General features: G+C 53.1%; 22 protein-coding genes and 1 pseudogene. 15 read left to right on the forward strand and 8 right to left on the reverse strand.

The annotated features are described in order from the left end of the window. Nucleotides 1–7: 7 nt before the first annotated feature. Together IPK01_01175 and IPK01_01180 are read right to left on the reverse strand one after the other, a co-directional pair. Complete coding sequence (locus tag IPK01_01175; GenBank protein ID MBK7932110.1) at nucleotides 8–472, reverse strand: hypothetical protein; 465 nt, start codon at nucleotides 470–472, stop codon at nucleotides 8–10. Beyond that, the gene (locus tag IPK01_01180; protein MBK7932111.1) at nucleotides 450–2,276 is read right to left on the reverse strand and encodes a hypothetical protein; all 1,827 of its coding nucleotides are present in this window, start codon (nucleotides 2,274–2,276) and stop codon (nucleotides 450–452) included. Before IPK01_01180 ends, IPK01_01175 begins: the two co-directional genes overlap by 23 nt. A 211-nt stretch (nucleotides 2,277–2,487) precedes the next feature. On the opposite strand from IPK01_01180, the gene IPK01_01185 reads away from it, so the two are divergent. The 13 genes from IPK01_01185 (at nucleotide 2,488) to IPK01_01245 (ending at nucleotide 10,535) form a co-directional block, all read left to right on the forward strand. Continuing rightward, nucleotides 2,488–3,126 carry an alpha/beta fold hydrolase gene (locus IPK01_01185; GenBank protein MBK7932112.1) on the forward strand — a complete coding sequence of 213 codons (639 nt, stop codon included), beginning with the start codon at nucleotides 2,488–2,490 and terminating at the stop codon, nucleotides 3,124–3,126. A gap of 79 nt (nucleotides 3,127–3,205) precedes the next feature. Then, a complete protein-coding gene (locus tag IPK01_01190) occupies nucleotides 3,206–3,589 on the forward strand; it encodes an acyl-CoA thioesterase (protein MBK7932113.1) in 384 nt (127 codons plus the stop codon). An 87-nt stretch (nucleotides 3,590–3,676) separates the two neighbouring features. After that, complete coding sequence (truA, locus tag IPK01_01195) at nucleotides 3,677–4,465, forward strand: tRNA pseudouridine(38-40) synthase TruA (GenBank protein ID MBK7932114.1); 789 nt, start codon at nucleotides 3,677–3,679, stop codon at nucleotides 4,463–4,465. Between the two features lie 87 nt (nucleotides 4,466–4,552). Next, complete coding sequence (locus IPK01_01200) at nucleotides 4,553–4,885, forward strand: (2Fe-2S)-binding protein (protein MBK7932115.1); 333 nt, start codon at nucleotides 4,553–4,555, stop codon at nucleotides 4,883–4,885. A 28-nt stretch (nucleotides 4,886–4,913) separates the two neighbouring features. Continuing rightward, entirely contained in the window at nucleotides 4,914–5,381 is a 468-nt protein-coding gene (gene sodN / locus IPK01_01205) for a superoxide dismutase, Ni (GenBank protein ID MBK7932116.1), read from the forward strand. A gap of 58 nt (nucleotides 5,382–5,439) precedes the next feature. Continuing rightward, nucleotides 5,440–5,781, forward strand: coding sequence for a nickel-type superoxide dismutase maturation protease (sodX, locus tag IPK01_01210; protein MBK7932117.1), 342 nt, complete (start codon nucleotides 5,440–5,442; stop codon nucleotides 5,779–5,781). Continuing rightward, nucleotides 5,778–6,689: a lipoyl synthase gene (gene lipA, locus IPK01_01215; GenBank protein MBK7932118.1), complete on the forward strand. Its 912-nt coding sequence runs from the start codon at nucleotides 5,778–5,780 to the stop codon at nucleotides 6,687–6,689. The genes sodX and lipA overlap by 4 nt, the downstream gene beginning before the upstream one ends. Before the next feature lie 17 nt (nucleotides 6,690–6,706). Further along, nucleotides 6,707–7,162 (forward strand): bacterioferritin, encoded by a 456-nt coding sequence (locus IPK01_01220; protein MBK7932119.1) that lies wholly within the window; start codon nucleotides 6,707–6,709, stop codon nucleotides 7,160–7,162. A 4-nt stretch (nucleotides 7,163–7,166) separates the two neighbouring features. Next, nucleotides 7,167–7,703: a GNAT family N-acetyltransferase gene (locus IPK01_01225; GenBank protein MBK7932120.1), complete on the forward strand. Its 537-nt coding sequence runs from the start codon at nucleotides 7,167–7,169 to the stop codon at nucleotides 7,701–7,703. Next, nucleotides 7,700–7,942: a hypothetical protein gene (locus tag IPK01_01230; protein MBK7932121.1), complete on the forward strand. Its 243-nt coding sequence runs from the start codon at nucleotides 7,700–7,702 to the stop codon at nucleotides 7,940–7,942. The genes IPK01_01225 and IPK01_01230 overlap by 4 nt, the downstream gene beginning before the upstream one ends. An 8-nt stretch (nucleotides 7,943–7,950) precedes the next feature. Next, nucleotides 7,951–8,748: a UDP-2,3-diacylglucosamine diphosphatase LpxI gene (lpxI, locus tag IPK01_01235; protein MBK7932122.1), complete on the forward strand. Its 798-nt coding sequence runs from the start codon at nucleotides 7,951–7,953 to the stop codon at nucleotides 8,746–8,748. A 130-nt stretch (nucleotides 8,749–8,878) separates the two neighbouring features. Then, nucleotides 8,879–9,850 carry a hypothetical protein gene (locus tag IPK01_01240; protein ID MBK7932123.1) on the forward strand — a complete coding sequence of 324 codons (972 nt, stop codon included), beginning with the start codon at nucleotides 8,879–8,881 and terminating at the stop codon, nucleotides 9,848–9,850. Next, nucleotides 9,789–10,535, forward strand: coding sequence for a M28 family peptidase (locus tag IPK01_01245; protein ID MBK7932124.1), 747 nt, complete (start codon nucleotides 9,789–9,791; stop codon nucleotides 10,533–10,535). The genes IPK01_01240 and IPK01_01245 overlap by 62 nt, the downstream gene beginning before the upstream one ends. Nucleotides 10,536–10,595: 60 nt before the next feature. On the opposite strand, the gene rsmI is transcribed toward IPK01_01245, so the two are convergent. Together rsmI and IPK01_01255 are read right to left on the reverse strand one after the other, a co-directional pair. Next, nucleotides 10,596–11,429, reverse strand: a complete 834-nt coding sequence (rsmI, locus tag IPK01_01250; GenBank protein MBK7932125.1) for a 16S rRNA (cytidine(1402)-2'-O)-methyltransferase — start codon at nucleotides 11,427–11,429, stop codon at nucleotides 10,596–10,598. A 431-nt stretch (nucleotides 11,430–11,860) separates the two neighbouring features. After that, nucleotides 11,861–11,938 (reverse strand): annotated as a pseudogene (locus IPK01_01255) (single-stranded DNA-binding protein). Nucleotides 11,939–12,478: 540 nt separating this feature from the next. Here IPK01_01255 and IPK01_01260 point away from each other — a divergent pair. Both IPK01_01260 and IPK01_01265 read left to right on the forward strand, forming a co-directional pair. Next, complete coding sequence (locus tag IPK01_01260) at nucleotides 12,479–13,051, forward strand: sigma-70 family RNA polymerase sigma factor (GenBank protein MBK7932126.1); 573 nt, start codon at nucleotides 12,479–12,481, stop codon at nucleotides 13,049–13,051. 69 nt (nucleotides 13,052–13,120) lie between these two features. Continuing rightward, nucleotides 13,121–15,265 carry a protein kinase gene (locus IPK01_01265; GenBank protein MBK7932127.1) on the forward strand — a complete coding sequence of 715 codons (2,145 nt, stop codon included), beginning with the start codon at nucleotides 13,121–13,123 and terminating at the stop codon, nucleotides 15,263–15,265. 98 nt (nucleotides 15,266–15,363) lie between these two features. On the opposite strand, the gene IPK01_01270 is transcribed toward IPK01_01265, so the two are convergent. The 4 genes from IPK01_01270 to IPK01_01285 all read right to left on the reverse strand — a co-directional run bounded on the left by IPK01_01270 (nucleotide 15,364) and on the right by IPK01_01285 (nucleotide 25,520). Continuing rightward, nucleotides 15,364–16,050: a carboxypeptidase regulatory-like domain-containing protein gene (locus IPK01_01270; GenBank protein ID MBK7932128.1), complete on the reverse strand. Its 687-nt coding sequence runs from the start codon at nucleotides 16,048–16,050 to the stop codon at nucleotides 15,364–15,366. After that, nucleotides 15,984–17,270, reverse strand: coding sequence for a hypothetical protein (locus IPK01_01275; protein MBK7932129.1), 1,287 nt, complete (start codon nucleotides 17,268–17,270; stop codon nucleotides 15,984–15,986). The genes IPK01_01270 and IPK01_01275 overlap by 67 nt, the downstream gene beginning before the upstream one ends. Nucleotides 17,271–17,326: 56 nt before the next feature. Then, entirely contained in the window at nucleotides 17,327–23,965 is a 6,639-nt protein-coding gene (locus tag IPK01_01280) for a PD40 domain-containing protein (GenBank protein ID MBK7932130.1), read from the reverse strand. A gap of 136 nt (nucleotides 23,966–24,101) precedes the next feature. Beyond that, nucleotides 24,102–25,520: a S8 family serine peptidase gene (locus IPK01_01285; GenBank protein ID MBK7932131.1), complete on the reverse strand. Its 1,419-nt coding sequence runs from the start codon at nucleotides 25,518–25,520 to the stop codon at nucleotides 24,102–24,104.

The following is a 25,520-nucleotide window of genomic DNA, read 5'->3' on the forward strand; positions in this document are numbered from 1 at the left end:
AATTCAATTATTTTGTGTTCGCGTTGCCGTTTTCGATCACTTTCTCAGGTTGTGAATAATTCTCAACCGCAAATCTATCATAAAGTGCGAACATTTTGTCCGCCGGAATGGCAGAATTTGAACCGATAACGAATGCTTTCCCGTTGTCCGAACTTATCCGCCGGTTCACCCCTTCAGTGTTCAACTTAAGTGCTCCGCGGTCCTCCGAGTCGATCTCGCCGCCGTCCTTTCGGCGAAGCACGTAGATATAGATGAAATTGGCCGTTCGCATTTCGTAGATATCGGCTTCGATCGAGGTACGCGTCGGACCCCGATCTTCCGAAACCGAATTGCTCCTTCCCGACTTCAACACATCCTCATTCGGCCCGCAGGCGAAAGAAAACGATGTAAGCAGAAAAACGGCGAATCCCAAAACCGCACCATTTCTCCTCGTTTTCGCTGCTCCGCTTTTAGTTTTCAAGGTCTTCGTCATCGATGTTAGCGTTCTTATTAATTGCCGCGTTTCGCTCTTCTTCGTCGAGGATGCGTTTCTCTTCGTCAGTTTCTGGCGAATTGTCGACGTCTGAATCGTCCGGGGCGTCGCCCTTGACCTCACGGATCTTCAATATCCGCGCGTCCTTATCTTCGTAGATGATCTCGGCCCAGCCGCTGTCGAGGGCTTTGGCGATCATATCAACATTCTCTTTTGCATCCGCAAAGATGTACTTCGCACCAAATTTGCTGCGGATCATCGGTGCAGGGTCGTCGACCTTACCTTCCGTCAGGTCCTTAAGGAGCTTGTACAGCTCTGGATTTGCGGAATAAAGATAGTTCGGATCGAGGCCGTAAACGTAACGGTGCTTGGTGTTGTAAAAGAATAATTTCGGAAAATCATCCCAGGTGCAGTTGAAAATGATCTCGCCGGCAGGAATGTTGTCGGCCCCGGATGCATCGAGGGCTGTCGCCCATTCCATCGCCTGTTTGTATTTGTCGGCCGGTTCGTTGGTCGAGATACTGTCGACGACACCGTTGATCTCAAATCCAAGCTTGTGGAAGCCAACTAGGCTGACCAAAAACCATACTGTCAGTACGATCCCGAGCGTCCAAACAGCGGCTTGCCGCACCACATTCCAGCGTGCGTCGATACCGACAGCTTCGCCTTTGTCGAGATATGGGTCGATGTCACGTTGAAATTCGTCGGGCAATTCGGCGGCTGTCGGAGCGGTGAACGCCTGCCAGCTAAAGGCAGCGAAAAGCACCGCAAACGGCGGAAAATACTCCGCAAAACGCTTCGATCGAAATTGTGCCGCCAACAAAATCGACACAAATGTAAGGAAGAACGCAGCTCGCTCCGGCAGTTTGGCTCCTCGCGGCACGAACAGGATGTAGCCGATCAGCATTGCCAGCATCGCGATCGGAAAGTCGGTCAGCAACTCCATTCCGGAGTATGGGTACCACTCGCCGCCGACAGCGACGGCAAAGTCGCTGCCGACCTTGAATTTCGTATAAAAATGCTCCCAGAACAGGCCAAGATTCTGCGGAAAATAAGGATTGATCACATTGCCGAGGATCATTCCTGCGGTGGCATAAGCAAGGGGCCGCCATTCGAACCGCTGTTCGTTCCATGCGATTATCAGCGTCCAAATGATCGCCCCGAACCAAAGCAGCGGGAAAAGACTGTACGTCCACACGAACGCAAACATCAGCGGCAGCAGCCAGACGTATTTCCGCTGAAACAGAAGGTGGATGCCGAGCACCGTAATGATGATGGTCAACGGCGGTGCCTTGGCCATGTTCATGCGGTAATAGAACGCTGTCGAACACGTCAACAGCCCGCCGAGCCAGAGCAGCTGGTGCTTGACGCCGTAGCGGAACATGAGCCAATAAAGCGAACAGACGGCAAGCGTCGAATACACGATAGCCGACACCTTCGCCGCCGTTTCGGGCTCAAAGAACCACAGAAACGGTATTTGCAGCAGATGAAATAAGAAATGATGGTCGGCGTAATCCTTTGGATTTAATACAGTTAGAGGTAGCCACTCAAACGACGGCAGCCACTTGCCCTGCTTGAAGTTCTGCCAAAGCAGGTCGCTCCAGCGGATGTGATAATAACCATCCCAATCGCCGCAGCAGATCGCGTCTGTCCGCGTTTGTAAGAATGTCATCACCATCGCGATCGCGATAAAGCCAAAGATCAGATAAATGACCCGAACGGCTTCGTCGGTCTCGAGAAATTCCTTCCACGTTACTTCGCGAACCGCCGGTTTTTCCTGTGTTTCGTCTGTATTTTCGTCCATTTGGGCCAGAGATGATAAAAAGAAAAAGTACCACGTTTACAGTGCGGAAATCTAATCGAAAGAGTGTTCCCACGAAACACACGAACTACACGAAAGGCAAAAGAAATGGCTTTTATCATTTCTTGTATTTGGTATATTTCGTGTGTTTCGTGGGCAAAATCCGGCGTGCTTGCTTCGCAACGCCCCAACGCCTAGAATTGATGGTTTAGCTATGTATCCGAAAGGCAACCTATACATACCGGCGTCGCACGGACGCCTAGAAGCGATTTTGAAAGAGCCGTCCGGCGAACGGCGGGGCGTGGCTCTCGTTTGCCACCCGCATCCGCTCGGCGGCGGGACGATGCATAATAAGGTCGTGTTTCGAGCTGCCGCCGGACTTGTGGACGCGGGACTCGCGACTTTGCGGTTTAATTTTCGCGGTGTCGGCGATTCGACCGGTAAGCACAACGAGGTCGAAGGCGGACGCGAGGATGTTCGCGATGCCCTGGATTATCTGGCCGGCGAATACGCGAACGAAGACCTGACGCTCGCCGGATTTTCGTTCGGTTCGCGAACGGGAATGGAAGTTGGAATGGCAGACGAACGAGCAAAGCGCCTCATATCGATCGGCACACCGGTCGATAAATACGGCGATTACGAATTTCTGCTTGGCGTAACTAAGCCGATACTGTTCGTGCATGGCAGCCGCGACGAATTTGGCTCGGTCGAAAACCTGCGGCTTCTGACGGACAAGATCCCGCACGCCGAGGTCGTCATTTTCGAAAACTGCGGCCACTTTTTTGACGACCATCTGAACGAACTGCGTGAGACGATACGGGAATGGGTAAGCGGGAAAATTCAAACAGGATGAACAGGATAGGCAGGATTAAGTATCCGTCCGATCGGAGTCTTTATCCTGCTAATCCTGTCCATCCTGTTAAATTCTTTTTATGGAACAACAACCAATACGAGATGCAGCGATTCGGCTGACGATGATGCCGCGTGACACGAATGCACACGGAACAGTTTTTGGCGGTGTGATATTGAGCTATATCGACGTCGCCGGCGGCGTCGAGGCCGTGAGGCATACAAAGCACGAGCGGTTTGTGACGGTGGCGATGAAAGAGGTGATCTTTCACGAGCCTGTATTTATCGGCGATCTAGTGAGTTTTTACGCTTCGACGGTGAAGGTCGGCAACACTTCGATCACCGTCCACGTCGAGGTCGAGGCCGAGCGTTTCGGCAATAAGGGCGAGGTCGTCCGCGTAACTTCGGCTGATCTCATATTCGTTGCGATAAACGAGAAACGCGAAAAGGTGAAGATCGGTACTTAGCCACGAATTACACAAATGCCACGAATTGCTCTTATTTAGTCTTGATTTTATTAGTGCCATTCGTGTTATTCGTGGCAAAACAATCTTATGCCAACATGGAAACTAGAGGTCGAGTACGACGGCACCCGTTATCGCGGGTGGCAGATGCAGCATCTTTCAAAGACCATTCAGGGCGAATTTATGGAGGTCACGCGGCAGCTGTTTTCGACGCCGGCGGAAATATTTAGCGGTGAACCAACGGTTGCCGGTGTTCACGCCTTGTGCCAGACCGTTCATCTGAAAGTGGCGGAACTTAAGGCGGATCTCAAACCGTCGGAGATCCTCCAAGCGTTTAACGAACTGCTCCCACCCGACATAAACGTCATCCGTCTCGCAAACGCGCCCGACGAATTTCACGCCCGCAAAGATGCCGTTGCCCGCTCGTATCTATATCAGATCTCGACGCGCCGGACCGCATTTGCAAAGCCGTTCGTCTGGTGGGTCAAATCCGAACACGACACAAAGGCAATGAATGAGGCTGCGAAAATGCTCGTCGGACGGCACAACTTTCGTTCGTTTAGTGAGCTTGAATCGGACTCGCGGGTCTCAACGATCGTCGATGTTCATCACGCCGAAGTTTTCACGGACGGTGACCTCATCTGCGTCAGAATGGCTGCGAGTCATTTTTTACCGACAATGATGCGGCGAATCGTCGGCCTGATCGCTGAGGTCGGCCGGAGCGACATGACCTACGACGCATTCGGACGGCTCTTGAAATTCGAATCGCCCGTCGCGGCAAAATACACTGCACCGCCGTCGGGGCTGTTTCTCGAGAAAGTTCTATATCGGGGCGACAGTGCACCGACAGGAAAGCGCGCAGCGTTCACAATTGGTTAATGGCGTCTGGCTTGCGTTCAAGCGGTCGATGTGCCAAATTCAAGACATACTAATTTTTGAAATTAACGTACAAGGGAGACATTTTTAATGCCACATATTACTGCCGAAACGGCGACGGGACAGGTTGCTTTTGAGGCCGAAAGCGGAAAGAAACTGGTGCTTTGTCTTGAGGACAATGGCGTCGATATTTTGCATCGCTGCGGCGGCAACGCCCGCTGCACAACGTGCCGTGTTGAATTTTTGTCGGGCGATCCGGGCGAGATCGGCGAAGCCGAAGCTGCCGTCTTGTCGACCAAGGCCGACCTGCCTGACAATGCCCGTTTATCGTGCCAGGTCCGTGTCAACGGCGACATGCACGTTCGTGTGATCAATCAGGCGAGTGTCGCCGGGATCGATGCCGGAACACGACCGGAGGAATAGGAAGAATAGGAGAAAGGGAGACAAAGAAATGTTTGATAAATTGAAAGAAAAATTTGTTGGTGAACTAGAAGTTGCGGAGGCCCATTGTGATGCTCCTTGTGGTATTTATGATCCTTCGTCGGCACGCGTTGCGGCCGAGGCCGCTTTGTCGATGACGAAAAAGATCCTCGCCCTGACGGCTCCGGACGGTTCTGATGCGAAGGCGACGGCTGCGTTTCACAACACTTTGACTCGCTATATCGTCGTCAAAGAAGAGCAGGCACATCTTGCAAAAGAGGAGCTTTTGATCCTCTGGACGGATTACTTTAAACCGGTGCATCTCGAAAAATATCCAAATCTGCACGACACATTCTGGAAAGCCGCAAAGCTCTGTTCCGCAGTCAAGGTCGAGGTCAGCCTCGAACATGCCAATGAACTAATGGCCGCGATCGAAGAGATCCACGGCATCTTTTGGGCGACCAAAGACCGCGATGTAGCTTGGTACACGGCGGGTTAATGCCCTGTTACGTTAGAATTGAACGGTGGAGGGTCGCTCGATCTTCCGCCGTTTTTCTATGAGCGACACGATAATCAAATCGACTTGGCGTGAGCGAGCATTGTATCTGATCGGCCGCCGCAAGGTTTTTCTGGTCGAAGGCGACTCGATGCTGCCGTCGCTCGCACCTGGCGACAAAGTGTTGGTTGATCCAAGAGGTTATATCACCGTTGGGGATGTGGTTTTGGCCGAACATCCATACAGATCGGACATTAAGATCATCAAACGCGTCGCGGACGTTGCGGACAACGGACGTCTCACTTTGAGCGGTGACAACCCGACTGAAAGCACCGATAGTCGCACTTTCGGCACCGTTTCGTTAGAATCTATTATTGGCAAAGTGACCAGCAAACTGAAATGATCGAAGAACAGGTTTTAGTTAACAATTTTCTCAATCGTAAGGGCCGTGAACGTATCAAAAAGCCGGATTGGCTAAAGATCAAGCTCGGCGACCCGAAGAATCAAAACGCCGTTCTCGAACTGATCGACGGATTGAATCTTCACACCGTCTGTCAGGAAGCGAAATGCCCAAACATCTTTGAATGCTGGACGGACAAGACCGCGACCTTTATGCTCGGCGGCGACACCTGTACGCGGCATTGCGGTTTTTGCGCGGTAAATAAAGGCAAGCCGATGGACCTCGACCCTATGGAACCGACCCACGTCGCCGAGGCTGTCAAACATCTTGACCTTGCTCACGCTGTAATCACCTCGGTCAATCGCGACGATCTCGCTGATGGCGGTTCGATGCACTGGGCTGAGACGATCACCAAGGTACGCGAACTGAGTCCGGCGTGTAAGGTCGAGGTATTGATCCCGGATTTCAACGGCGACGAAGCCGCTCTCAACAATGTTCTCGCCGCCCGACCCGATGTTCTCAATCACAACACCGAAACGATCGCCCGGCTCTATCGCCGCGTTCGTCCCGATGCAAAATACAACCAAACGCTCGAACTGCTAGAACGCTCGGCACATTTCCGGGACACGCAGTTTCCTGCGATGAAAACCAAAAGCGGCATCATGGCCGGCCTCGGCGAGACTTTCGAAGAAGTGGTCGAATTGATGCGGGACCTCCGTACCGTTTCATGCGACATCATGACCATCGGCCAATACCTCCAACCCTACGAAAAACGCCTGCCGGTCGAACGCTACGTCACTCCAGAAGAGTTCGCCGAATGGAAGGCGATCGGGATGGCAATGGGCTTTAAACACGTCGAATCGTCGCCGCTGACGCGAAGCTCTTATCACGCGAGAGAGCAGGCGGAATAAAATTTTGGAGTCCAAATATGAACCAAACCGATAAACAAAACGCCATCGAGGTCTTGAATAAGATACTTGAGTTGGAATTGGCTGGTGTGGTGCGCTATACGCATTATGCTTTGATGGTCTTTGGGTATAACCGGATACCGATCGTTTCATGGCTGCAAAGCAATGGTGATGAATCACTGATGCATGCCCGAAAGGCTGGGGAATTCGTGACGATGCTCGGCGGGCATCCGAGCCTCAAGATCGGGCCTCTGCTCGAAACTGAAAAGCATGATATTGGCGACATTCTACGTGAGAGTTTGGAGCAGGAAAGCACTACGCTTGCGGCATATTACGAGTTAATGAGAGTCGCCGAGGGCAAATCGGTCGCTCTCGAAGAATATGCACGCGAAATGATCTTGCTCGAGGAAATGCATCTCGATGAGGTCAACAAGATGCTTCGCAAACCGGGCGAGATCGAACCTTTCAAAGAATAATTCGGTGAATATTCTCGAGACCGAGCACTTGATACTACGAGAATTAGACTCCGCCGTGGACGCGGAGTTTATTTTTGCGCTACTGAATACGCCAAAGTTCATCCAATATATCGGCGACCGCGGGGTCCGCAGCGTCAACGAAGCCGCTGCGTTCATTGATGGCCGGTTTGTTAAGAGCTATCGCTATCATGGCTATGGGCTTTATGCCGTCGTGCGGAAGGACGACAAGAAACAGGCGGGGATCTGCGGATTCGTGAAGCGCGATCATTTTGAATTCCCGGACATCGGATTTGCATTTCTGCCTGAGTACGAACGATTAGGGTACGGTTTCGAATCGGCCGAGGCAATGATGGTATATGGGCGTGAAACTCTCGGGTTCGCAACCGTATTGGCGATCACTACCCCGGACAATGATGCGTCGGGACGTCTGCTCGAGAAGCTCGGATTTGCGTTCACCGGTTTGATAGATTCGCCCGAAAATGAAAAACTACGCCTGTTTACAAGCGATCCACTGATCGTTAGTGAGAATTCAAGCGAATGAGTTTTATCCAAAGATTTGTGAAGGCGATACTACCCGCGTCAACGTTCGCATCGATGGAGGCTGAATCGCGTTCATGGATGGTCGTCTGCAATGCTTGCGGTACGACGCGAACGCTGTGGGACATCGGCGGAATTCGCGGCGGTGCGGCAGGCAAGACCAGTATGAGGCTAAAGTGTACGAAATGCGCCGAAAACACATGGCACACGATCAAACGCGAGGATCAGCCGTATAGAGCTTAGAAACGAATATGAACTACGGACTCATCGCCGGAAACGGCCAGTTCCCTTTTCTCGTCGTCGAAGGCGCTCGAAAAGCGGGCGTTTCGTTGTCGGTAGTTGCTATACGAGAAGAGACAGACCCGCGGATAGACGACGTCGCGGAGAATGTCATCTGGGTCGGCATTGGCCAGCTTGGCAAGATGATCTCGTTCTTCAAATCGCATAACGTCGAAAAAGCAATGATGGCCGGGCAGGTCAAGCATGTGCAGCTATTTTCGGGGGCGATGCCGGATCTGCGTATGGTCAAGATGCTGTGGAACTTGCCGCGACGGAATACCGACGCGTTGATCGGCGGCGTTGCAAGCGAATTGGCAAAAGATGGCATCGAGTTGATCGATTCGACCTATTTTATTAAGGATCAACTCGCTCCGCATGGGGCTCTGACGAAGCGAAAGCCGTCAGACGTCGAGATCGAAAACATCGAATACGGCCTGCACATTACCTCAGAAACAGCTCGTCTCGACCTCGGTCAAACCGTCGTCATTCGTGCAAAGGCGTGCGTCGCGATCGAGGCGATGGAAGGCACCGACGCGACCATCGAACGTGCCGGAAAACTTGCTAACGGTAAACTCACTGTCGTAAAGGTCGCCAAGCCCGAGCAGGATATGCGCTTTGACGTTCCGGTCGTCGGCGTTCCGACGATCGAGACAATGATAACCGCGGGAGCGACCTGCCTTTCCGTGACGGCCGGAAAAACGCTCATCTTCGACCGCGAAGAAATGATCGCACTCGCCGACACGAAAAAGATCTGCGTGGTCGGATCTTAACGCGTGAAACAAATCACACTGTGGCCACGTATCTACAATTGAAATTATTTGCCGCGATCGTGTTCAGAATTCACAACGAAAATGTATGAACTGCAACGTGTTGCCCGCGGCTAAAACCCTTGGAGAAAAAATGAAAAGAACTTTTTATGCGTTTTTGTTATTGGCGACGTTCGCCTTTCAATCGACGGCGTTTGCTCAGACTGCTGTCAAGGTCACACCTGCTGATAAAAAGATCGTCGAAGGCGTGACTGCCAAACAGTTGAGTGATTATCTCTATTTTGTCGCCTCCGACGAGATGGAAGGCCGCGATACGCCTTCGCGTGGACTCGACACGACCGCAAAATTCATCGGCATGAACCTGTCGCGTTGGGGATTCAAGCCCGCGGGCGATAACGGCACTTTTTACCAAAAGATCGCTCTCAAACGCGACGCCATCGACCCCGCTGCGACCTCTGTCGAGATCGGCGGCCAGAAGTATTCGTATGGCGACGATCTCGTCCGTGTTTCGGGCAATACGACCGGAACGATGACGGCTAAGATCGTCTATGCGGGCAACGGCTGGATGGTCAAATCGAAGAATCTCAATCCCTACGAGGGCATCGACGTTAAGGGCAAGATCATCGCGGTCTTCGGCGAAGGCCAGCTCGGCGGCCGCAATCTGGTGCCGCTGCCGGCAGGCGTGACGCAGGCCGATCTGACCGGAACACGCGGAAAGGACTGGGCCGATGCTGTGACCTATGCGCGTGAGAACGGAGCCGCCGGCGTTATGGTTCTCGCGTCCAAGTTCTTGTCTAGCAACTGGGGAATGGTCTCGCAGATGTTCGGCCGCAGCCGAATGGTGGTCGAAAAGCTCGCTCAGCCGCAAGCTGGCCCGCAGGGCGGTCCCGTTCCTACCGTATTCATGGCGTCAGAGAAACTATCTAACGCGATCTTCGCGGGCGAAGCAGGCAATCCGCTGGCAGGGTATACCAATTCATTTGCGTTAAATAAAGACTTCAATTTCAGTATCGGCACCAAATCGGAAACCGCATGGACGCAAAATGTCGTTGCCGTTTGGGAAGGGAGTGATCCGGTACTCAAAAAAACGAAATGGTCGCCGTAGGCTCCATTACGACCATGTCGGCATTAATCAGAACGCTCCCGGCCCCGACAAGATATTTAACGGCGCCGACGATGACGGTTCGGGCACGGTCGCCGTTCTGGGCATCGCCGAAGCACTGGCAAAGGCCCCGAAGCGTCCGAAACGCTCGATCCTGTTCGTTTGGCATTGCGGTGAAGAAAAAGGCCTTTGGGGCAGCGAGTACTTTAACAAATTCCCTACCGTCGATATCAAACAGGTCGTAGCTCAGCTCAATATCGACATGATCGGCCGCAGCAAAAAGGAAGGCAACACCGAGCCGCGTGATAAGGACCTGACGGGCGAAAATGGTATCTATGTGATCGGGAAGGACATGATGAGCTCGACGCTCGGCAGCGTCGTTGACGGTGCTAACAAGGGCTATCTCAACCTAGCTTACGACACGCGTTATGACGACCCGAAAGACACCAACCGCTTCTTCTTTCGTTCGGACCACTTTAATTATGCGGTCAACGGAATTCCGGTCGCGTTCTGGTTCGATGGCGTCCATGTCGATTATCACGGAGCAGGTGATCATCCCGACAAGATCGATTATCAGAAGATGGAAAAAGTGACGCGGACCATAATGGTCACAATGCTGAAACTCGCCGACCTAAAAGATCGCCCGAAGGTCGATAAGCAGCTCCCGCCGGAATTGACCCAAAGGTAAAATATAAAAAAGGCGGGCAGCGAATGATGCGGCCCGCTTTCTTTCTTTTTCACACTTTCGCTATTTCACTTTCAGATGCCGATAGGCTTCGGATTTGCTCAGGCCGTGTTCTTTCGCGGCCTTTTTTAGTGCCGTTTTGGGGTCGACACCCTGCTTTTCGAGTTCCTTTATCCGCTTGGAAAGAGTTGAGGCGTCGGCATCTCCGTGGGGTTCCTTTTTTGCCGAATTGCGTTCGATCACGAGAACGATCTCGCCTTTTACTGTTTTCCCGGCAAATTGTGTCGCGAGCTCCGACAGCGCACCTGTGACCGTCTCTTCGTGGAGTTTTGTTAGTTCCCGTGCGATGGCAGCCCTTCGGTCGCCCAGGATCTCAAGACAATCTGCGAGCGATCTAACCAGACGGTGCGGCGTTTCGTAAAACGTGAGCGTAGCAGGAATATCTTTCACTTCCTCGAGCCGCTTTTGCCGTTCACCTTTTTTCGACGGCAGAAAACCACCGAAGAAGATCGAATCCGTCGCGATCCCCGACGCCACAACAGCATTTACAAATGCCACCGCTCCCGGGATCGGAACGATTTTCGCTCCGATCTCATGAGCTCGTTCGACAATGCGAAAACTCGGATCGCAGATGCCCGGCGTGCCTGCGTCCGAAACGATCGCGATATTCTCGCCGCGGACGAGACGGTCGGCGAGTTCGTCGGCGCGTTCCTGTTCGTTGTGTTCATGATAACTCGTTAGTGAATTCGAGATCCGAAAATGCGTGAGCAGCTTGCGTGTATGCCGCGTATCCTCGCACGCGATGAGATCGACGGACCGCAGGACTTCGAGAGCCCGCAGACTTATATCCTGCAGATTGCCGATCGGCGTTGCGACTAGAAAAAGGGTTCCGGGCATGATCGAATTCCGAGTAAAGATCTTTGTTGCTAAATTCTAAACCATCAGCCGGCCAAAGCTCGAGCTAAAAACAAAAAAAGCCCGCATCGATTCAGATGCGGGCGTAGAAGAGGTTGTGAACTGATCTAGAAGGGCCACCAGCTCGGCATGTTGTTGCCTCGGGTGTTGCCTCGGCCATTGCCCCAACCGCGGTTCCTGCCGCTGTTGTAATTAATGCCATAGGCATTAGCGATTATCTGAAGGTCGTTCTCGATCATGTTCCATTCGTTACGCAGATTGTTGCTCGAACGCATCCGCCGAAGTTCACGGTCAAGCTGCGAGCCAAGCTGAAGAACCCGCTGGGCCTCATCGCGGCTGTTGTTCAGGTTGCGGCCGCGGCCGAATTTGTCTTCGAGACGGCTTGCAGCCTTGCTGAAATCGTCAGCGATATCTTCAATATTGCTGTTAGTATAGCTGCCGTTGCGGTTGTTGCCCCATCCGCCATTATTGCCGTAACCGCCGTTATTGTATCGGTCGTTATTGTCGGTCTGGCGCTCGAATGAACGGGCACGCTGTTTCAGGTCGCGAACCGCTCCCTGCACATTTCCGTAATAACCATTGTTATTGCCGTAGCCGCCGTTGTTTGGATAGTTGTTGCCGTTGGGGTACCACTGAGCCGAAGCGATGGCCGGCAAACCCATTACCAAGAAGGAAAATGCCGCGATTGATATGTATGTCTTGATGTTTTTCATTGTTAACTCCCTATATAAAGTTCTAAGGCAATGATTTGGCCATTGCTCGCTATGGTCAATCGCAATGAGTGTGCCAAAGATCGGCGGCGTTCAAGTGTAATTTGTTAATTATTGAAATATTTGAAGTTATGAAGATATTTCGTTTAGCCTGAAGATGCGGGAGATTTCAAGACGACGGGCGATATTCGAAATCGTTTACGGCCGCTCCCAAATTGTTAGGCAACCAGTGCTTGATCGATCACCAGCAGGTAAGAGAAAATTTCGCCTTTTTGACGGAAATTGATTAGAATCTTGAGAAAACTATAGGACAGATCGAGATTGGACAAACCGCGCGGCAAAGAAATAACCAGGATATTGCAGGAATGGAACGAACGCGGGCCCGAAGGCGAAGCTTTGCTTCTCGCCGAGGTGTATGACGAGCTGAAACGGCAAGCCAGATTCCTGATGGCGCGCGAACGCAAGGACCACACGCTGCAGCCGACAGCCCTTGTTCACGAGGCGTTTCTCAAACTCGGTGATGGCTCGAAGATCGAATGGAAAGACCGGGCTCATTTTTACGGAATTATTTCTCGAATGATGCGGCAAATACTGGTCGATTACGCCAGAACAAAAAGTTCGGCAAAAAGGGGCGGTTCGCCGATCCACCTTTCGATCGAAGAAATACAAATATCAGCCGAGCAGAGAGCAAGTTCGATCGTGGCGGTAGACGATGTGTTGAGCCGGCTGGAAAAGATCGACGAGCGGCAGGCAAAGATCGTTGAAATGCGATTCTTTGGCGGAATGTCTAACAACGAGATAGCTGAGGCACTTTCGATCTCGGACCGGACCGTGCTCCGCGAATGGCGATCGGCGAGGCTCTGGCTGTATCGTGAGCTCAATAACGGCAATTGATCGCTGACCGATGTCGGTTTTGGCGATCGTTTTACGCATTTAAATATAAATGTCGGTTTTCTAATTGCGATGCACGGAAATTCCTGGGAGCAAACTAAAGACACCTTGCTCGATGTGCTGGCTGTCGAGCCGGCAAAGCGAAGCGAGTTTATCGGCGGCCTTGGTCTTAGCCCCGAACGGCAGACCGAGATCGAATCCCTGATCGCGTTCGATTCCTTTTCCGACTCGATCCTCGACACATCCGCTCTCGAACTCGCCGCCGATCTTATTGCTCCCGATCCGACGGACGAAAACATCTGTAACGGCCGTGTGATCGGCAAGTACCGCGTGATCGATGAGCTTGGCATCGGGGGCATGGGTGCCGTTTATCTTGCAGAGCGTTTCGACGGTAAGATCACGCAGCGTGTCGCGATCAAATTACTCCGACGCGAATTCAACGCTGCCAAGATCCGCGAGATGTTCGGACGCGAACGCGATATCCACTCGCGGCTCGAACATCCGAACATTGCTCACGTGATCGACGCCGGTTCGACCTACGATGATATTCCGTTCCTCGTAATGGAATATGTCGAAGGATCGCCGATCGACCAATATTGCCGCGATCGCCGGCTTGGCATCATCGAACTGCTTAAACTGTTCAATAAAGTTTGCGGCGCAGTCGCATTTGCCCATCGAAACCTGATCATCCATCGCGACCTGAAACCGTCGAACATAATCGTGACCAACGCCGGCGAGCCGAAGCTGCTCGATTTTGGCATCTCAAAGCTGCTAGACGGCGAATCCCTTACAGCCGGAGAAACGGCCTTTAACGCAATGACTCCCGAATTTGCGAGCCCGGAACAGATCCGCGGCGAACAAATAACGACCGCGACCGACATCTACAGCCTCGGAGCGGTGCTTTTTCGCCTAGTGACCGGTTCATCACCGATCGATCTTGACGGCAAAACGAACGGAGCCATCACCGAAATGCTGGACAAGATCGAGATCAAGGCCCCGAGTTCGCTGATCACAGACGCCGCCGCTCCGATCATTGCATCGCAGATCAAAGGCGATCTGGACAATATAATACTGAAATCGCTCGCGGCGGATCCCGACCGCCGCTATTCGACGGTCGACGAATTATCCGCTGACATTTGGCGGCATATTGACGGCCTTCCGGTGCTGGCTCGGGGCGATGGTCTTTCGTATCGTTCCGCAAAATTCGTCCGCCGCAACAAGGTCGCTGTCGCTGCGGCTGGTCTTATCGTAACGAGTTTGTGTGCCGGAATTGGCGTTTCGCTCGTTCAGGCAGATCGCGCGAACGCTCATGCACTTTTCGCCGATTCTCAACGTGACGAAGCCCAACGGGCAAGCAAACGCGCCGAGAAGACGAGTAAGTTTATGCAGAGTTTTCTCGAATACGCCGATCCGAGCTGGTATGCCCGAGGTAAGGGCCGGTTGGATGTGACCGTTCTCGAAGCGATCGATGATGCGGCCGCACGGGTCGACGTCGAACTCGCAGATGAGCCCGAGGTCAGGGCGGATCTTCACTACACGATCGGGAATGTGTACTCGGCTCAGAATCAAGCGGAAAAGAGCCGTTGGCATAAAGCAAGATCGCTCGAGCTTTACAGAGAGGTCTTCGGAGAACGCCATCCACGTGTTGCTCGTGCATTGTGGTATTACGCGATCAGTATTCCAAAACCGCCCGGCGTGATTCCGCCGAACATTGAGGCACTTGTCAGGGAATCAGTAGAAATGATGCGTGAAACAGGCCCGGACGACATCAATCTTCCCTATATGATCCAGACGCTCGGCCACTATGACATGATCATCGGGAAATCTTCAAAGGACCCTCAGCGGCTCGATGAGGCGGAACGGTTATTCCTTGAGGCCCGTGCACTTTTTGTTCGTCACTATAGCGAACATAATGGATCGACGACCACCATCACATTCAATTTGACCGAACTTGCGATAATTCGCGGAGATCTTGCCGCAGCCGTGCGTCTTGCCGAATCGGCCGTTCAGGAATTCGAACAGTGGAATTCTGAAAGTGCCGGGAAAATAACTGCTTATCAATATCTTGGAAAGGCCAAACTCGCCTGCGGAAACCGTGCCGATGCCGACCGAGCATTCGATACCGCCCTCGAATTGGCCCGCAAGCGTTTTCCTGCTGATGACCACAGGCTCAAGAAAGTGATCGACGACGTCGAAAAGGCCCGTGCCGTAAAATGAGAACTTAGTGGCGACCCACGAAATAAAGGAAAGAGAAATGGCCGGAAAATCGTCAATTCCGGCCATTTCTATGGGAGTTGTGGGGGATATTTGGGATCTCATTCCAGTTCCGGCATTATCTCGATCCCTGAGACCTCGTCGCTGACGGCGATCAGTCTCGGCGTAAAGACATACCCTTTTGCCCGCACACTTATGGTGTAATTCTGGCCGGCCGCGATGTCCTCGAACCTGAAATGGCCGAACGTACTGGTGACCGCCGAACGGGCGTTGCCGTTAGCATCGGTGATCGTTACACGGGCATTACGCAGCGGAACTCCGATCGACCTCATGACAGTTCCCGAGACCGCGACTCCGGCAGCCGTTGGCCCTGCCAAAGATATTGTCGAAGGTGCAAACGTGGTCGTAAGCGAATTTGCCAGCCCATCGACAACCTCAGCAACGACCGGATCGTTGCCGAACATAAGCTGCGTGGACATCGGAGCTCCGTTTGCAATATCAAAGACCAACCGCAAGACCAACTTGCTTCCGGCAGCGATCGGCGAGTTCGGCGGCCGATCAAGGATGATGCCGAGTTTGCCGGTGCCGGCCTGAGCCGTATTGACCGTCAGCGTCGATCCGCCGGCATCGGCACCAAGCTCTACGACCGGATTACTCAAAACCGCCGGATCAAAGTTGAGCCCAAAACCGAGCCCGGTCTCATCACCTTGAGCCTCAAGCCTTATTCCGATGATGATCTGATTCTGGAACCGGGCGATGCTCTCGCCTTTGATCTCACGCGGCAGCATCGCGGCCTTCTTTCCGGGAACAGTTCTCGGTGCGCGGCCCGATGGTTCATTGGGACCGTCAGCCGCCGCTGTATCAGCGACTCCGGCCACGTACCGCCGGGCCTGCATGATATCAGCGACGGATAATGTTCCGTTGCCCCGACGTCACGTGGTGAAATATCCGCACGCTGAAACTCGTTATACGTAAAATCAGTATCGAGTCCGGCAACAAACCGGCGAACCTGGTCGGTGTCACCACCATCGAGCGTACCGTCATTCCCATTCGGCCTCGGAGCAAGGTCAGCCTCCGTATCACCGCCCAAAATAGTCGTTTCCGCATCTGGCGTTAGCGGGGCTGTTTCAACATTACCAGCATTGTCGCTGCAAATTGACCGAAACGCATAGTGTATTCCCCAGCGTCCGCCCAGAATTCCGGAGCCAGACAATTCAGTTTCTGAAGATATGGGAAGGAAAGCTCCGCCATCCATCGACGCCAATATCTCGCATTTTTTGAACCCGGACCCATTAATATCGTCGGTCCCGCTCCAGCTAAATGCGATGTCGGGAGAAGCCAGAGTTTCAGGCATTGAGACCATCGTACTAGCGGGAACTATACTGTCTAGAAGGTTAGCCGTCGAATTCGTCACGATCGGCTCGTTCACGTCGAAGACGATCGTGGCGGAGTTATTGATCGCAGTGCGATTTGGAAATGTCGCCTTCGGTTGGACGGTGAATGTGACGTAACCTTCGCCATCGTGATCCCCATTATTGGGTGGCAAGAGACCGGCCTCAGGATCCAGCGGAGCTTCGCCCGTCGCGGGATCGATGGCAGACAGCGTCCATGCCACTCTTCCATTTACAATGTCGAGTCCGGCCGAGATATCTGCGGCTAGATTGTTAAGATCGGCACCAAGCTGAACGCGGGCTTGATAGAATGCCTGATTGTTTGGGATCACAATGCGATTCTGTTTAAATCCGATCTCCTTGAGCCGCACTGTCCTCGGATCCAGGGTCGGAGGAAGTTGATCCGTAATAATTATCTTCTGCGCGGGGCCGGTCGCGGAAGCGAGATTTTCAAAGTTTATTCGATATAACATCTCTTGGCCGATTGGCACAAATCCCTCCGTTCCATAGCCCTGCGGGCCCAGTTTTTCGTTTGGATCGATGCCAAAGAAGTAAGCGATCCATGTCCTGATCTCATTATTGAGGCACTCTTTAAGAAGCTTCAAAATGTTGTACATATTCCATAGAAAATTTATGACTTTTATCGAGGGAAGTTCGCCGAGCACGCACTCACCTATGTTCTTTGCAAGATTGAAGACGAGTTGAGCGAGGGATCCCCGACAGCGGCGTCGTTAATATCGCCGCCAGTTACGTCAGTCATTACTAATCCCGATACATAACTTATGATCGCCGCATGAGCACTAATAGCTTCATCAGCACAGCCCACGCCCGGAACCAGGTCGAACAATAAAAAGGCCAACTGCCTAAAGAACTCGATAGTACACTCCCCAGCGGTGAGACTCGGAGCTGCAGTTCGCACCGCGGCAAGAGTTTCAGGTGAAAGCTGCCCGCCCGATTTGCGCAAGTCTGACAACGAAGGAAGTGCGGCCATCGCGAGGTCAAAACTGCCCGATGGAAGACCAGTCAGATCAATGCCGAAATTCGCACTCGTATTGCTCCGGAGCAGCGGGACCATCAGCATAACGTACCTAACGCCGTCAAGGTCGAAGTGCGTGGCAACGTCATTACGATTGATATTGGAGGGGAGCATTTCGTCCGGAAGTTCGATCATGTCCTCGGGATCGATCTGGTAGTTTATCGAACTCCGGAAGGATATGATCACCGGCACAAATAACGCATCGTTGAGACCGGTATTCTTAACCGAGAAAGTAGCCCGAATCCGTGACTGGCCAGGTCGGATCCCGCCTGGAGCAAGGATAGACTGAGTTAGTGTGTACCCGCCGCCATTGACGATCTCGAAGCGGTTCATCACCCTCGTAACCAGGCCTCCCGGGTTTGTGATGACCACATCGTATTGACCGGGCGCTACTCCTGAAAGTTCAAATACGCCCACGGCAACGGTTGAACTGCTCTTGAGATGAATCGGAACGAGGGGGGCCTGTCCCGTCTTTTCCAGTGCTAATGTAAGCCCGCTCTGGAACTTAGCCCCCTTTATGACAAGAGTTGCGACACCCTTATTTCCTGCCCTCGCCGGACTAACGGAATGAATCGAAAACGGCAGCACATTGGCGCTGATCGTTATGTTTTGGGGCGGTACCGGGACGGTTCCGATCTGTCCGTTCACGATCTTTTCGGGCTGTTTGTCAAACAGAACATCCTGCGGCTGGATGTAGTCATGGCTGACCATTGTGTAATAGCGGCCCGTGTCAGTATTTGGTATGAAATTCTCCTGATCGTCCGTCCTTTCGCCGCTACCCTGAAAATCGAAATCGGCACGGCTGGCGGCTGAGTAGAAGTTGGTGAACAGTTCGTTCGAATTTCCCTCTTCGCCGGTCAGCGAGACGAGTACGGTCTCATTTGCCGGCGGATCGAATTTGAATGACTTTGTTCCGCCATTGAACAACTGCGTCATGAACGGCGTGTTCATCGTGAGGGTCTGAACAGTGATCGGCATCTGCGAAACGGAAACTGAGACGTTGTTTGCCTCATTGGTCTCGCGCACGCGGTTCTGCGAATCGAGCCTGACGATCACGTAGTAATTGCCTTCCTCGATCATCGGGATCGAAACGCCCCAAGTTATCTCCTCAGTTTGCGAAACGTTTAGCGGCGGTCCGACCCTTTCCTTCTGACCTAACAGATAGTCGCTCGCATCCCAGAATTGATCGCGGGAGAGATAAACGCTGTCGCGCCACGGACCGATCGCCGGGAATTGGCCCGAGTTCTGTACTGTCCAATTAAACACGGCACTGCCGCCCGGCGTTCCGCCTGCCGGAACAGCAATGTTGGTCACATTCAGATCGGCGGGTGGCGGCAATTGAAGGTCAACATCGAAGCCCGGACTAAGGTTGTTGAGGTCGCTGCTCTCGGACACATTGTTGTGATAGTCCGTCACGACGAAGATCCGATATAGACCGGTCAGGCCCGAAGGTATCCCGACGGATTTTGTAAATTGATAGCTTGCTCCGCCGGCCAACACCTCGTTATGTTGCTCGTATCCGATCCTTCTATCAGTCGAATCGATAACTGAATCTCGTGAAAGGATGATGTAATCGGTCCAGTGATTAGTGAGAGTCGGCGTCGCGCCCGTGTTTGTCACGGTGAAGGTCACCGAGGCACTCATTCCTGAATACGTGGGCGAAGAGACCGAGTTGACCACAGCCTGAAGATCAACATTCGGCGACGTCACCGTGATCGGGATCGAAGCCAGCCGATTGTTGGTCTCATAGATACTATTGCCGGGACCTTCGTAAATGTCACTCTCATTGTCGGCTAAAACCAGAATATAGTACTGGCCGGCCGGCACATTGCCGGTATTGACGTTGACCGTTTCGGTATAGGCCTCGCCTGGCATCAGGTTACCCTGCTTGTTGACGTAGCCGATGCGGCGGTCGCTGTTGCTTAAAGTAGGATTGCTAGACAGATAGATTCCGTCTCGCCATCCTCCGGCCGATGTTAATTGGCCGCCTGCATTGCGTCCAGTGTATTGGATGGAGAAATTGGTGCCGACTGCTACCGGCCCGCCCGGGACCGAAACGCTGTCGACAACCAGATCCGGCAGATTGTTACTGACGCTAAATGAAGCCGAGTCGGCCGAATTATTGTCCTCACCCGTGCCGCATTCCGTGACGTTCCGCGAATAATCCGTCTGAACGGTTATGACATACTGCCCCTGCATAAATGTCGGGAGATTGACATTCGTGCTGCGGGCCACTGACTGTCCTGATGCCAGGGCACCTTGTTGGGTTACTCGCCCGACCTCGGCCGAGCCTAACCCAGCGAGAGACTTGAGCACAATTCGGTCGACCCATTGATATGGCCCGGGACCGGTGCCCAAATTGGACCCGGTCCATGAGACTGTGACAGCCTGTCCAGGCATTGTTATAGGCGAGAATTGAACATTAGTCGCCGTCAAATCGGCAGGCAATGTTGTAATTGCCAGTGCTTTTGCCGGACTGTTGTTATTTGCCTCAGCATCATATCCGGGGTCAAATTCGGCGACCGCATTGCCGGTATCTGTTCTTGCTAGCAAATAGTAATTACCGGTCGTGACGCATTCGGGCAACTGCACGCGCATCTCGATGAGTCGGCTTCCACCAGGGCCAAGGCTGGATGTTGCCTTTGTCCCGAGTATTGTGTCATCGCCAAATGTCTGATCCGTCGAAAGATAGATCGCATCGGTCCAACTGCCAGCCGTCGCAAATGCTCCTTGGTTCGTTACGGTGAAACTCACATCGATCAATTGGCCGCCCGAGGCGTTAGCTGGTGCCGTAGGCTGGGCGTTTACCACCAGATCTGCGGGCGTTGCGAGAATGTTTATTGGAGAACCAGTCGGCGCGATCTCATCGTAGGCAAAGTTATTATTCTCCGCATTGAATTCATAGACTACGTTGCTGTAATCGGTCAAAACAAAAACGTAGTACTGTCCCTCGACATCATGCGGCAAAAGGACGTAATTGCCGCCCGTTGTAGTCGCAACGAAGGTATTCAAAGAATAACTAGCTCCGGCGGCTAATGGCGTCGAGCGCGAAGACCGTGTGTGGATCAAACGGTCCTGCGAGGTATTGAGCACTGTATCACGCGACAGATAGACACGATCGGACCAACTCCAGGGCCTATTGAGCACCTCGTTGTCTCCTGCGGCGGCAGCGTTGCCAATATTATTAACCTGCCAACTAACATTTATCGGCCCGCCGGCAAATGCCTGTTCCGGTGCTTGAACGTTCGAAACCGTAAGATCCGGCAGCGGCGGAACGTTGATCGTGATCGGCCGCGTGAGTTTATTGTTGGTTGTACTTTCCTCGTTCAGAACTCCCTGTATGTCTGTGTAAACAACGATTTGATAAGAGCCATTGTAACCACGCGGAACCTTGACCGTCGCCGATGCGATGTAGCTCTCGCCGGGCGCAAGGGCGCTAATGCTATTCACATCGATCAATGTCCCGCCCGGAGAGCCGGTAGTGTTCATACTCACACGGTCTTTCCAGTTAGATGCGTTCGTTGGTCCGAGGCCGCTGTTCGTTACAGTCCATTGCACCTGAATTGTCTGGTCAAAGAAGGCAGCGTTTGGAGCCTGTATATTCGTGATCGTGAGATCAGGCCGGAGCAGGCGGCGAACGAAAACCGCCTGAAAGCGCGTATTGTTTCCCTCATTTTCACCTTCGTTGATGTTTGTGGACGAATCGGTTTGGACATAGACGAAGTAGTTGCCGGTCGTGGCGATCGCACTCGTTGGGATCGTTACGTTTTGGATACGGTTTACCGAAGCCCCGACCGCTAGGCCGCCCGGAAGCGAAAATGTCCCAAGCAGCACATCGCCGCCACCGACCTGATTGTCTGGCGAAAAATAAACGCGTTCGGAGAATGTTCCGGCGGCTTTGTTGCCTGCGTTCGTGGTCGTCCATTCCATTGCGAACGCCGCATCGGTGTCGACTTCGGCCGGAGCGACGGTTGACGCGACCTGTAGATCAGCGACTCGATATTCAAAAGCCGTGTTCGCGGTCGTCGTGTTGTTGTTTTCGCCGGTTCCGGCCGGCAGCCCTTCGTAAACGTTATTTCCATAGTCGGCCCGGACATAAAAATATGCCGTACCGTCTGGGCGCGCAGGGACGGTGGATATGTTGAAATTGACGTTGTGATTCTGAGTTGCATTGGGCGCAAGAGCGGTGTTTGACACCGTATCGAGCAAAATGTCGTTTGCATCACCAAGTGTCGCATCTGGTGAGTAATACAAGCGGGAACCAAACGTTCCGCTCGTCGCTGTGCCGGCATTTCGCGTGGTCCACGATACGGGATATGTTACACCTGGTTGGATGAGAGACGGTAAAACCAGATTCTCGGCGACTATATCAGGCAGGTTGATCTGGATCGTGGTCATCACCGTGTTATTTGTGGTGCGGCCGCCCTCGAGGATCCCTTCGTTCGGATTTGTTCGCAAAAACAGATAATACTGGCCCGACGTCGGCGCGGCAGATGATGGTATGGTCCGCGTGATGTTAGATATGGATCTGGTAGCGCCAACGGCGAGGGCACCGGAATTGTTAAATATCGGCAATGCCACGTCGGTCGAGTCGAGCTGGTCGTCGATCGAAAAATAAAGCTGATCCAGCCATCCGGCCCCTGTCGTTGTCTGGCCGATATTTTCTATCGACCAGCCGAGCTGAAACCCCACACCGGGAGCGACGCTCGCCGGAGCGGAGAGCGAGATAGCTCGCAGATCCGGCCTTGCCGGAGTTACCGAAACAGTTGCTTGTGCCTGTCCGAAATTCGGAGTTGGACTGTTCGCATATACATCCAATATCCGGTAGTCGGTCCTGAATGGCGCCTCGATCTGAAAGGTCCCCTGTGTTTGGCCTTCGGGGATAAAAACACTATTCGCAGGAAGATTCAGGATAGGCGTCTGGCCTGGACCCGTCGGGTTAAATACTTGAAGGGTTATTGTCACGCCACCCGCCGGAGCGGGCGTTGACCGCGTAACTGTACCCGTGGTTGACGTTCCGGCCAAGAGAGGATGCGGCGAATTTATACGCAACGTAAGTGCCGGCACTGTCGCCGATGGTATTCCCCAGTCCATACCGTTCAAGCCGTAGGGAACGGTTTGAGAAAGTATCAATTCCTCGAAGTCGGTATCAAGGTCGATCGTTCTTATTTCCAGGCCCGGAATCGGATTCTCGGCATTCTGGTTGCCGGCCAGATACGCGATCTTGTTCTCGCCCGGATTGGGGGACCAAACGGGCGAACCCATAAAATTGGTCGGCGTAAAATCCTCTTCCGCTCCGGTTGGCAAGCCGTTTGACAATTCTATGATCCGCAAGATGTGTACCCCAAATCCCTGAATATATATGGCGATCTTGGACCCATCGCGCGAATAACGGGCGGTCGTCGGACCGGACGAGGACTCTTGGCCGTCGTATATGCGGAGGCAGTTCGACCCGTCGGCATTGATGCGATAAACATCGTGCGTTCCATCGTTGCTGTCGGGATAGCCGAAGATAATGTAGTTGTTGTCAGGCGAAAAATTAGGTGTGTCGAAGTCGAAAATGCCCGGGCTCAGTGCTGTGGGTCCTAGTGATCCGCGTTTTGATATTCGACCGCGCTCTTCCGCAAAACACCCGTCCGTATCCAGGCGTACGTGATTCTGGCCGTAAGGATCCATCGTGTAGATTCCACGTCCCTGCCCGGAATAATCCGCTACGAATACGATCCGTTGATCCACGGGATTGTTGTGAAATGAAAATGACGGCTGAGTCTGTCCGCCTACAAAAGCCCCACCCACGCGCTCCTGCCCGCTGCCGTCTGCATTCATTGTGTATATCCTGCGATACTGAACGTCATTGGTCGGGGCGGAGGTTCCCGAGCCGTCACGCAGACTTACAAATGCGATCCGTGTGCCGTCAGGTGACCATGCCGGCTCAAGATCATTGATAGCGGTCAGCTCCTGTGAGCTGCCGCTGGTATCGAACGACAGGATCTTGTCCCGGCGCTGGGGAAACGATGTTGGGAGATTCCCCAGGCCGTAGATGAATTTGTCGTTCGCCCCAAGTGGCCGCGAACGCTCGTCCGCTTTCTTTGTCTCTACTTTCTTATCGCCGCTCTCCGGTTTGCTTTCCTGGCCGGCGGCGGAGACGGAGAATAGGTCCGTCAGGGCTGACGGAACGATGCGTTCGCCAAACGCAAGTGTTGCAATTCCCAAAATAATTATGGCAAATGCCCCGACAAAAACTCCGCGAAACGACAGAACCGGTTTGATCGACATTATTTTTACTCCCGAGTTAAATGAAAAGATGGTCTTTGAATGGAAATGCGAAAAATTGACGCAAAACATGACAAAAAAAGCCCATTTCTTTCGAAATGAGCTTTTTTATTAATGAAGCGATTATTCTTAGGACTGATTATCTGGTCGCATTTGCCGCACAGACACGGCCGCCGTTTTCGACTTTTCCAGAGAGCGAGTCGATCTTGTCAGCCGAACTGAGGAGCTTTGCACGCAGCTTTTCCATCGTGATCTTCGGCTCGTTTGCGATGATCAGAGCCGCGACGCCTGAGACGTACGGCGTCGCCATCGAGGTTCCCGAAGCTTCGCGATAGCCGTTGTTTAACCAAGTCGAAAGGATGTCCTTGCCGGGAGCCGCGATGTGGACGGTCTTGGTGCCGAAGTTTGAGAAAGACGCGAGTTTGTCGTTACGGTCGAGTGCGGCAACGCTGATGACGTTCGGCAGATCGTAATTCGAAGGATAATGCGGCCGTTTGTCGTTGTTCGAACCGTCATTTCCCGCAGCGGCGACAAACAGTATCCCGGCGTCGCCCGCGGCACGGATCGTGTCTTCGAGCGCTTTGGATCTGGATGTCGAACCCCAGCTCGCACTGATGATCCGAAGGTTCACGCCATTCTTCTTGCGGTCGATCGCATAATTTATCGCCGCGATCGCGTCTTCGGTCGTACCCGAACCACCGCGTCCGAGGAACTTGAGCGGCATTATCTTGACGTGCCAATTGACGCCCACGACGCCTTCGCCGTTATCGCCCTCAGCTCCGATGATCCCGGCACAGTGCGTGCCGTGGCCGTTGTCGTCCATTGGATCGGCAATTTTATCGGTACCGTTGAAACCGTTGAGATCGTTGAATGTGCCGAGTTCGTCGTCCGTGTAGGCGGCTAGATTCTTCGGCCTGACCCACATGTTGCCGACGAGATCGACATGTGTGTAATCTACACCGCTGTCGAGCACAGCGACGACCACTTCCTCACTTCCCTGCGACTTTGCCCACGCGGCAATTGCATCAATATCGGCTCTTGCGGTGCCGCCGTCCTGACCTGTGTTGCTCAATGCCCATTGGTCGGTGAATAACGGATCGTTCGGTTTTGCCGTAGACGGCTGCCTATATTTCAGGTCTTTGGGCGATTCTTTCTGGATCGGATCGTCGAGTTTTATCTGAAAATTCGGCTCGGCATACGCAACCTCAGCCATCGCACTGTAGTGAGCCGCAACTGCAGATGCGTCGGCGTTGTCGAGATCATCGATCGCGGCGAGGCCGCTGACGGATTCGATCTCGTCGGTCATCGAATCGTTATTCGCCACGGCGATCGCTCTGATCTGCTCGACATTGACGCCAGGTTTGAATCGAACAAGGATCTCAGGTGCGCTCGTTCCGGTTACCGTTTTGACGGTTTCACGTTGTTTCTCCGCACGTGTGAAATCAGCGTTATTCGATTTCAACTCGACGCGCCAACGGTCGATCTGCCCGACTACGGCCGCGAGTGACAGCAAAACAACTCCTAACCCTATGTGTATCCAGATATTATTGCGATTCAT

The sequence above is a fragment of the Acidobacteriota bacterium genome, assembly GCA_016713675.1.
GTDB lineage: Bacteria > Acidobacteriota > Blastocatellia > Pyrinomonadales > Pyrinomonadaceae > OLB17.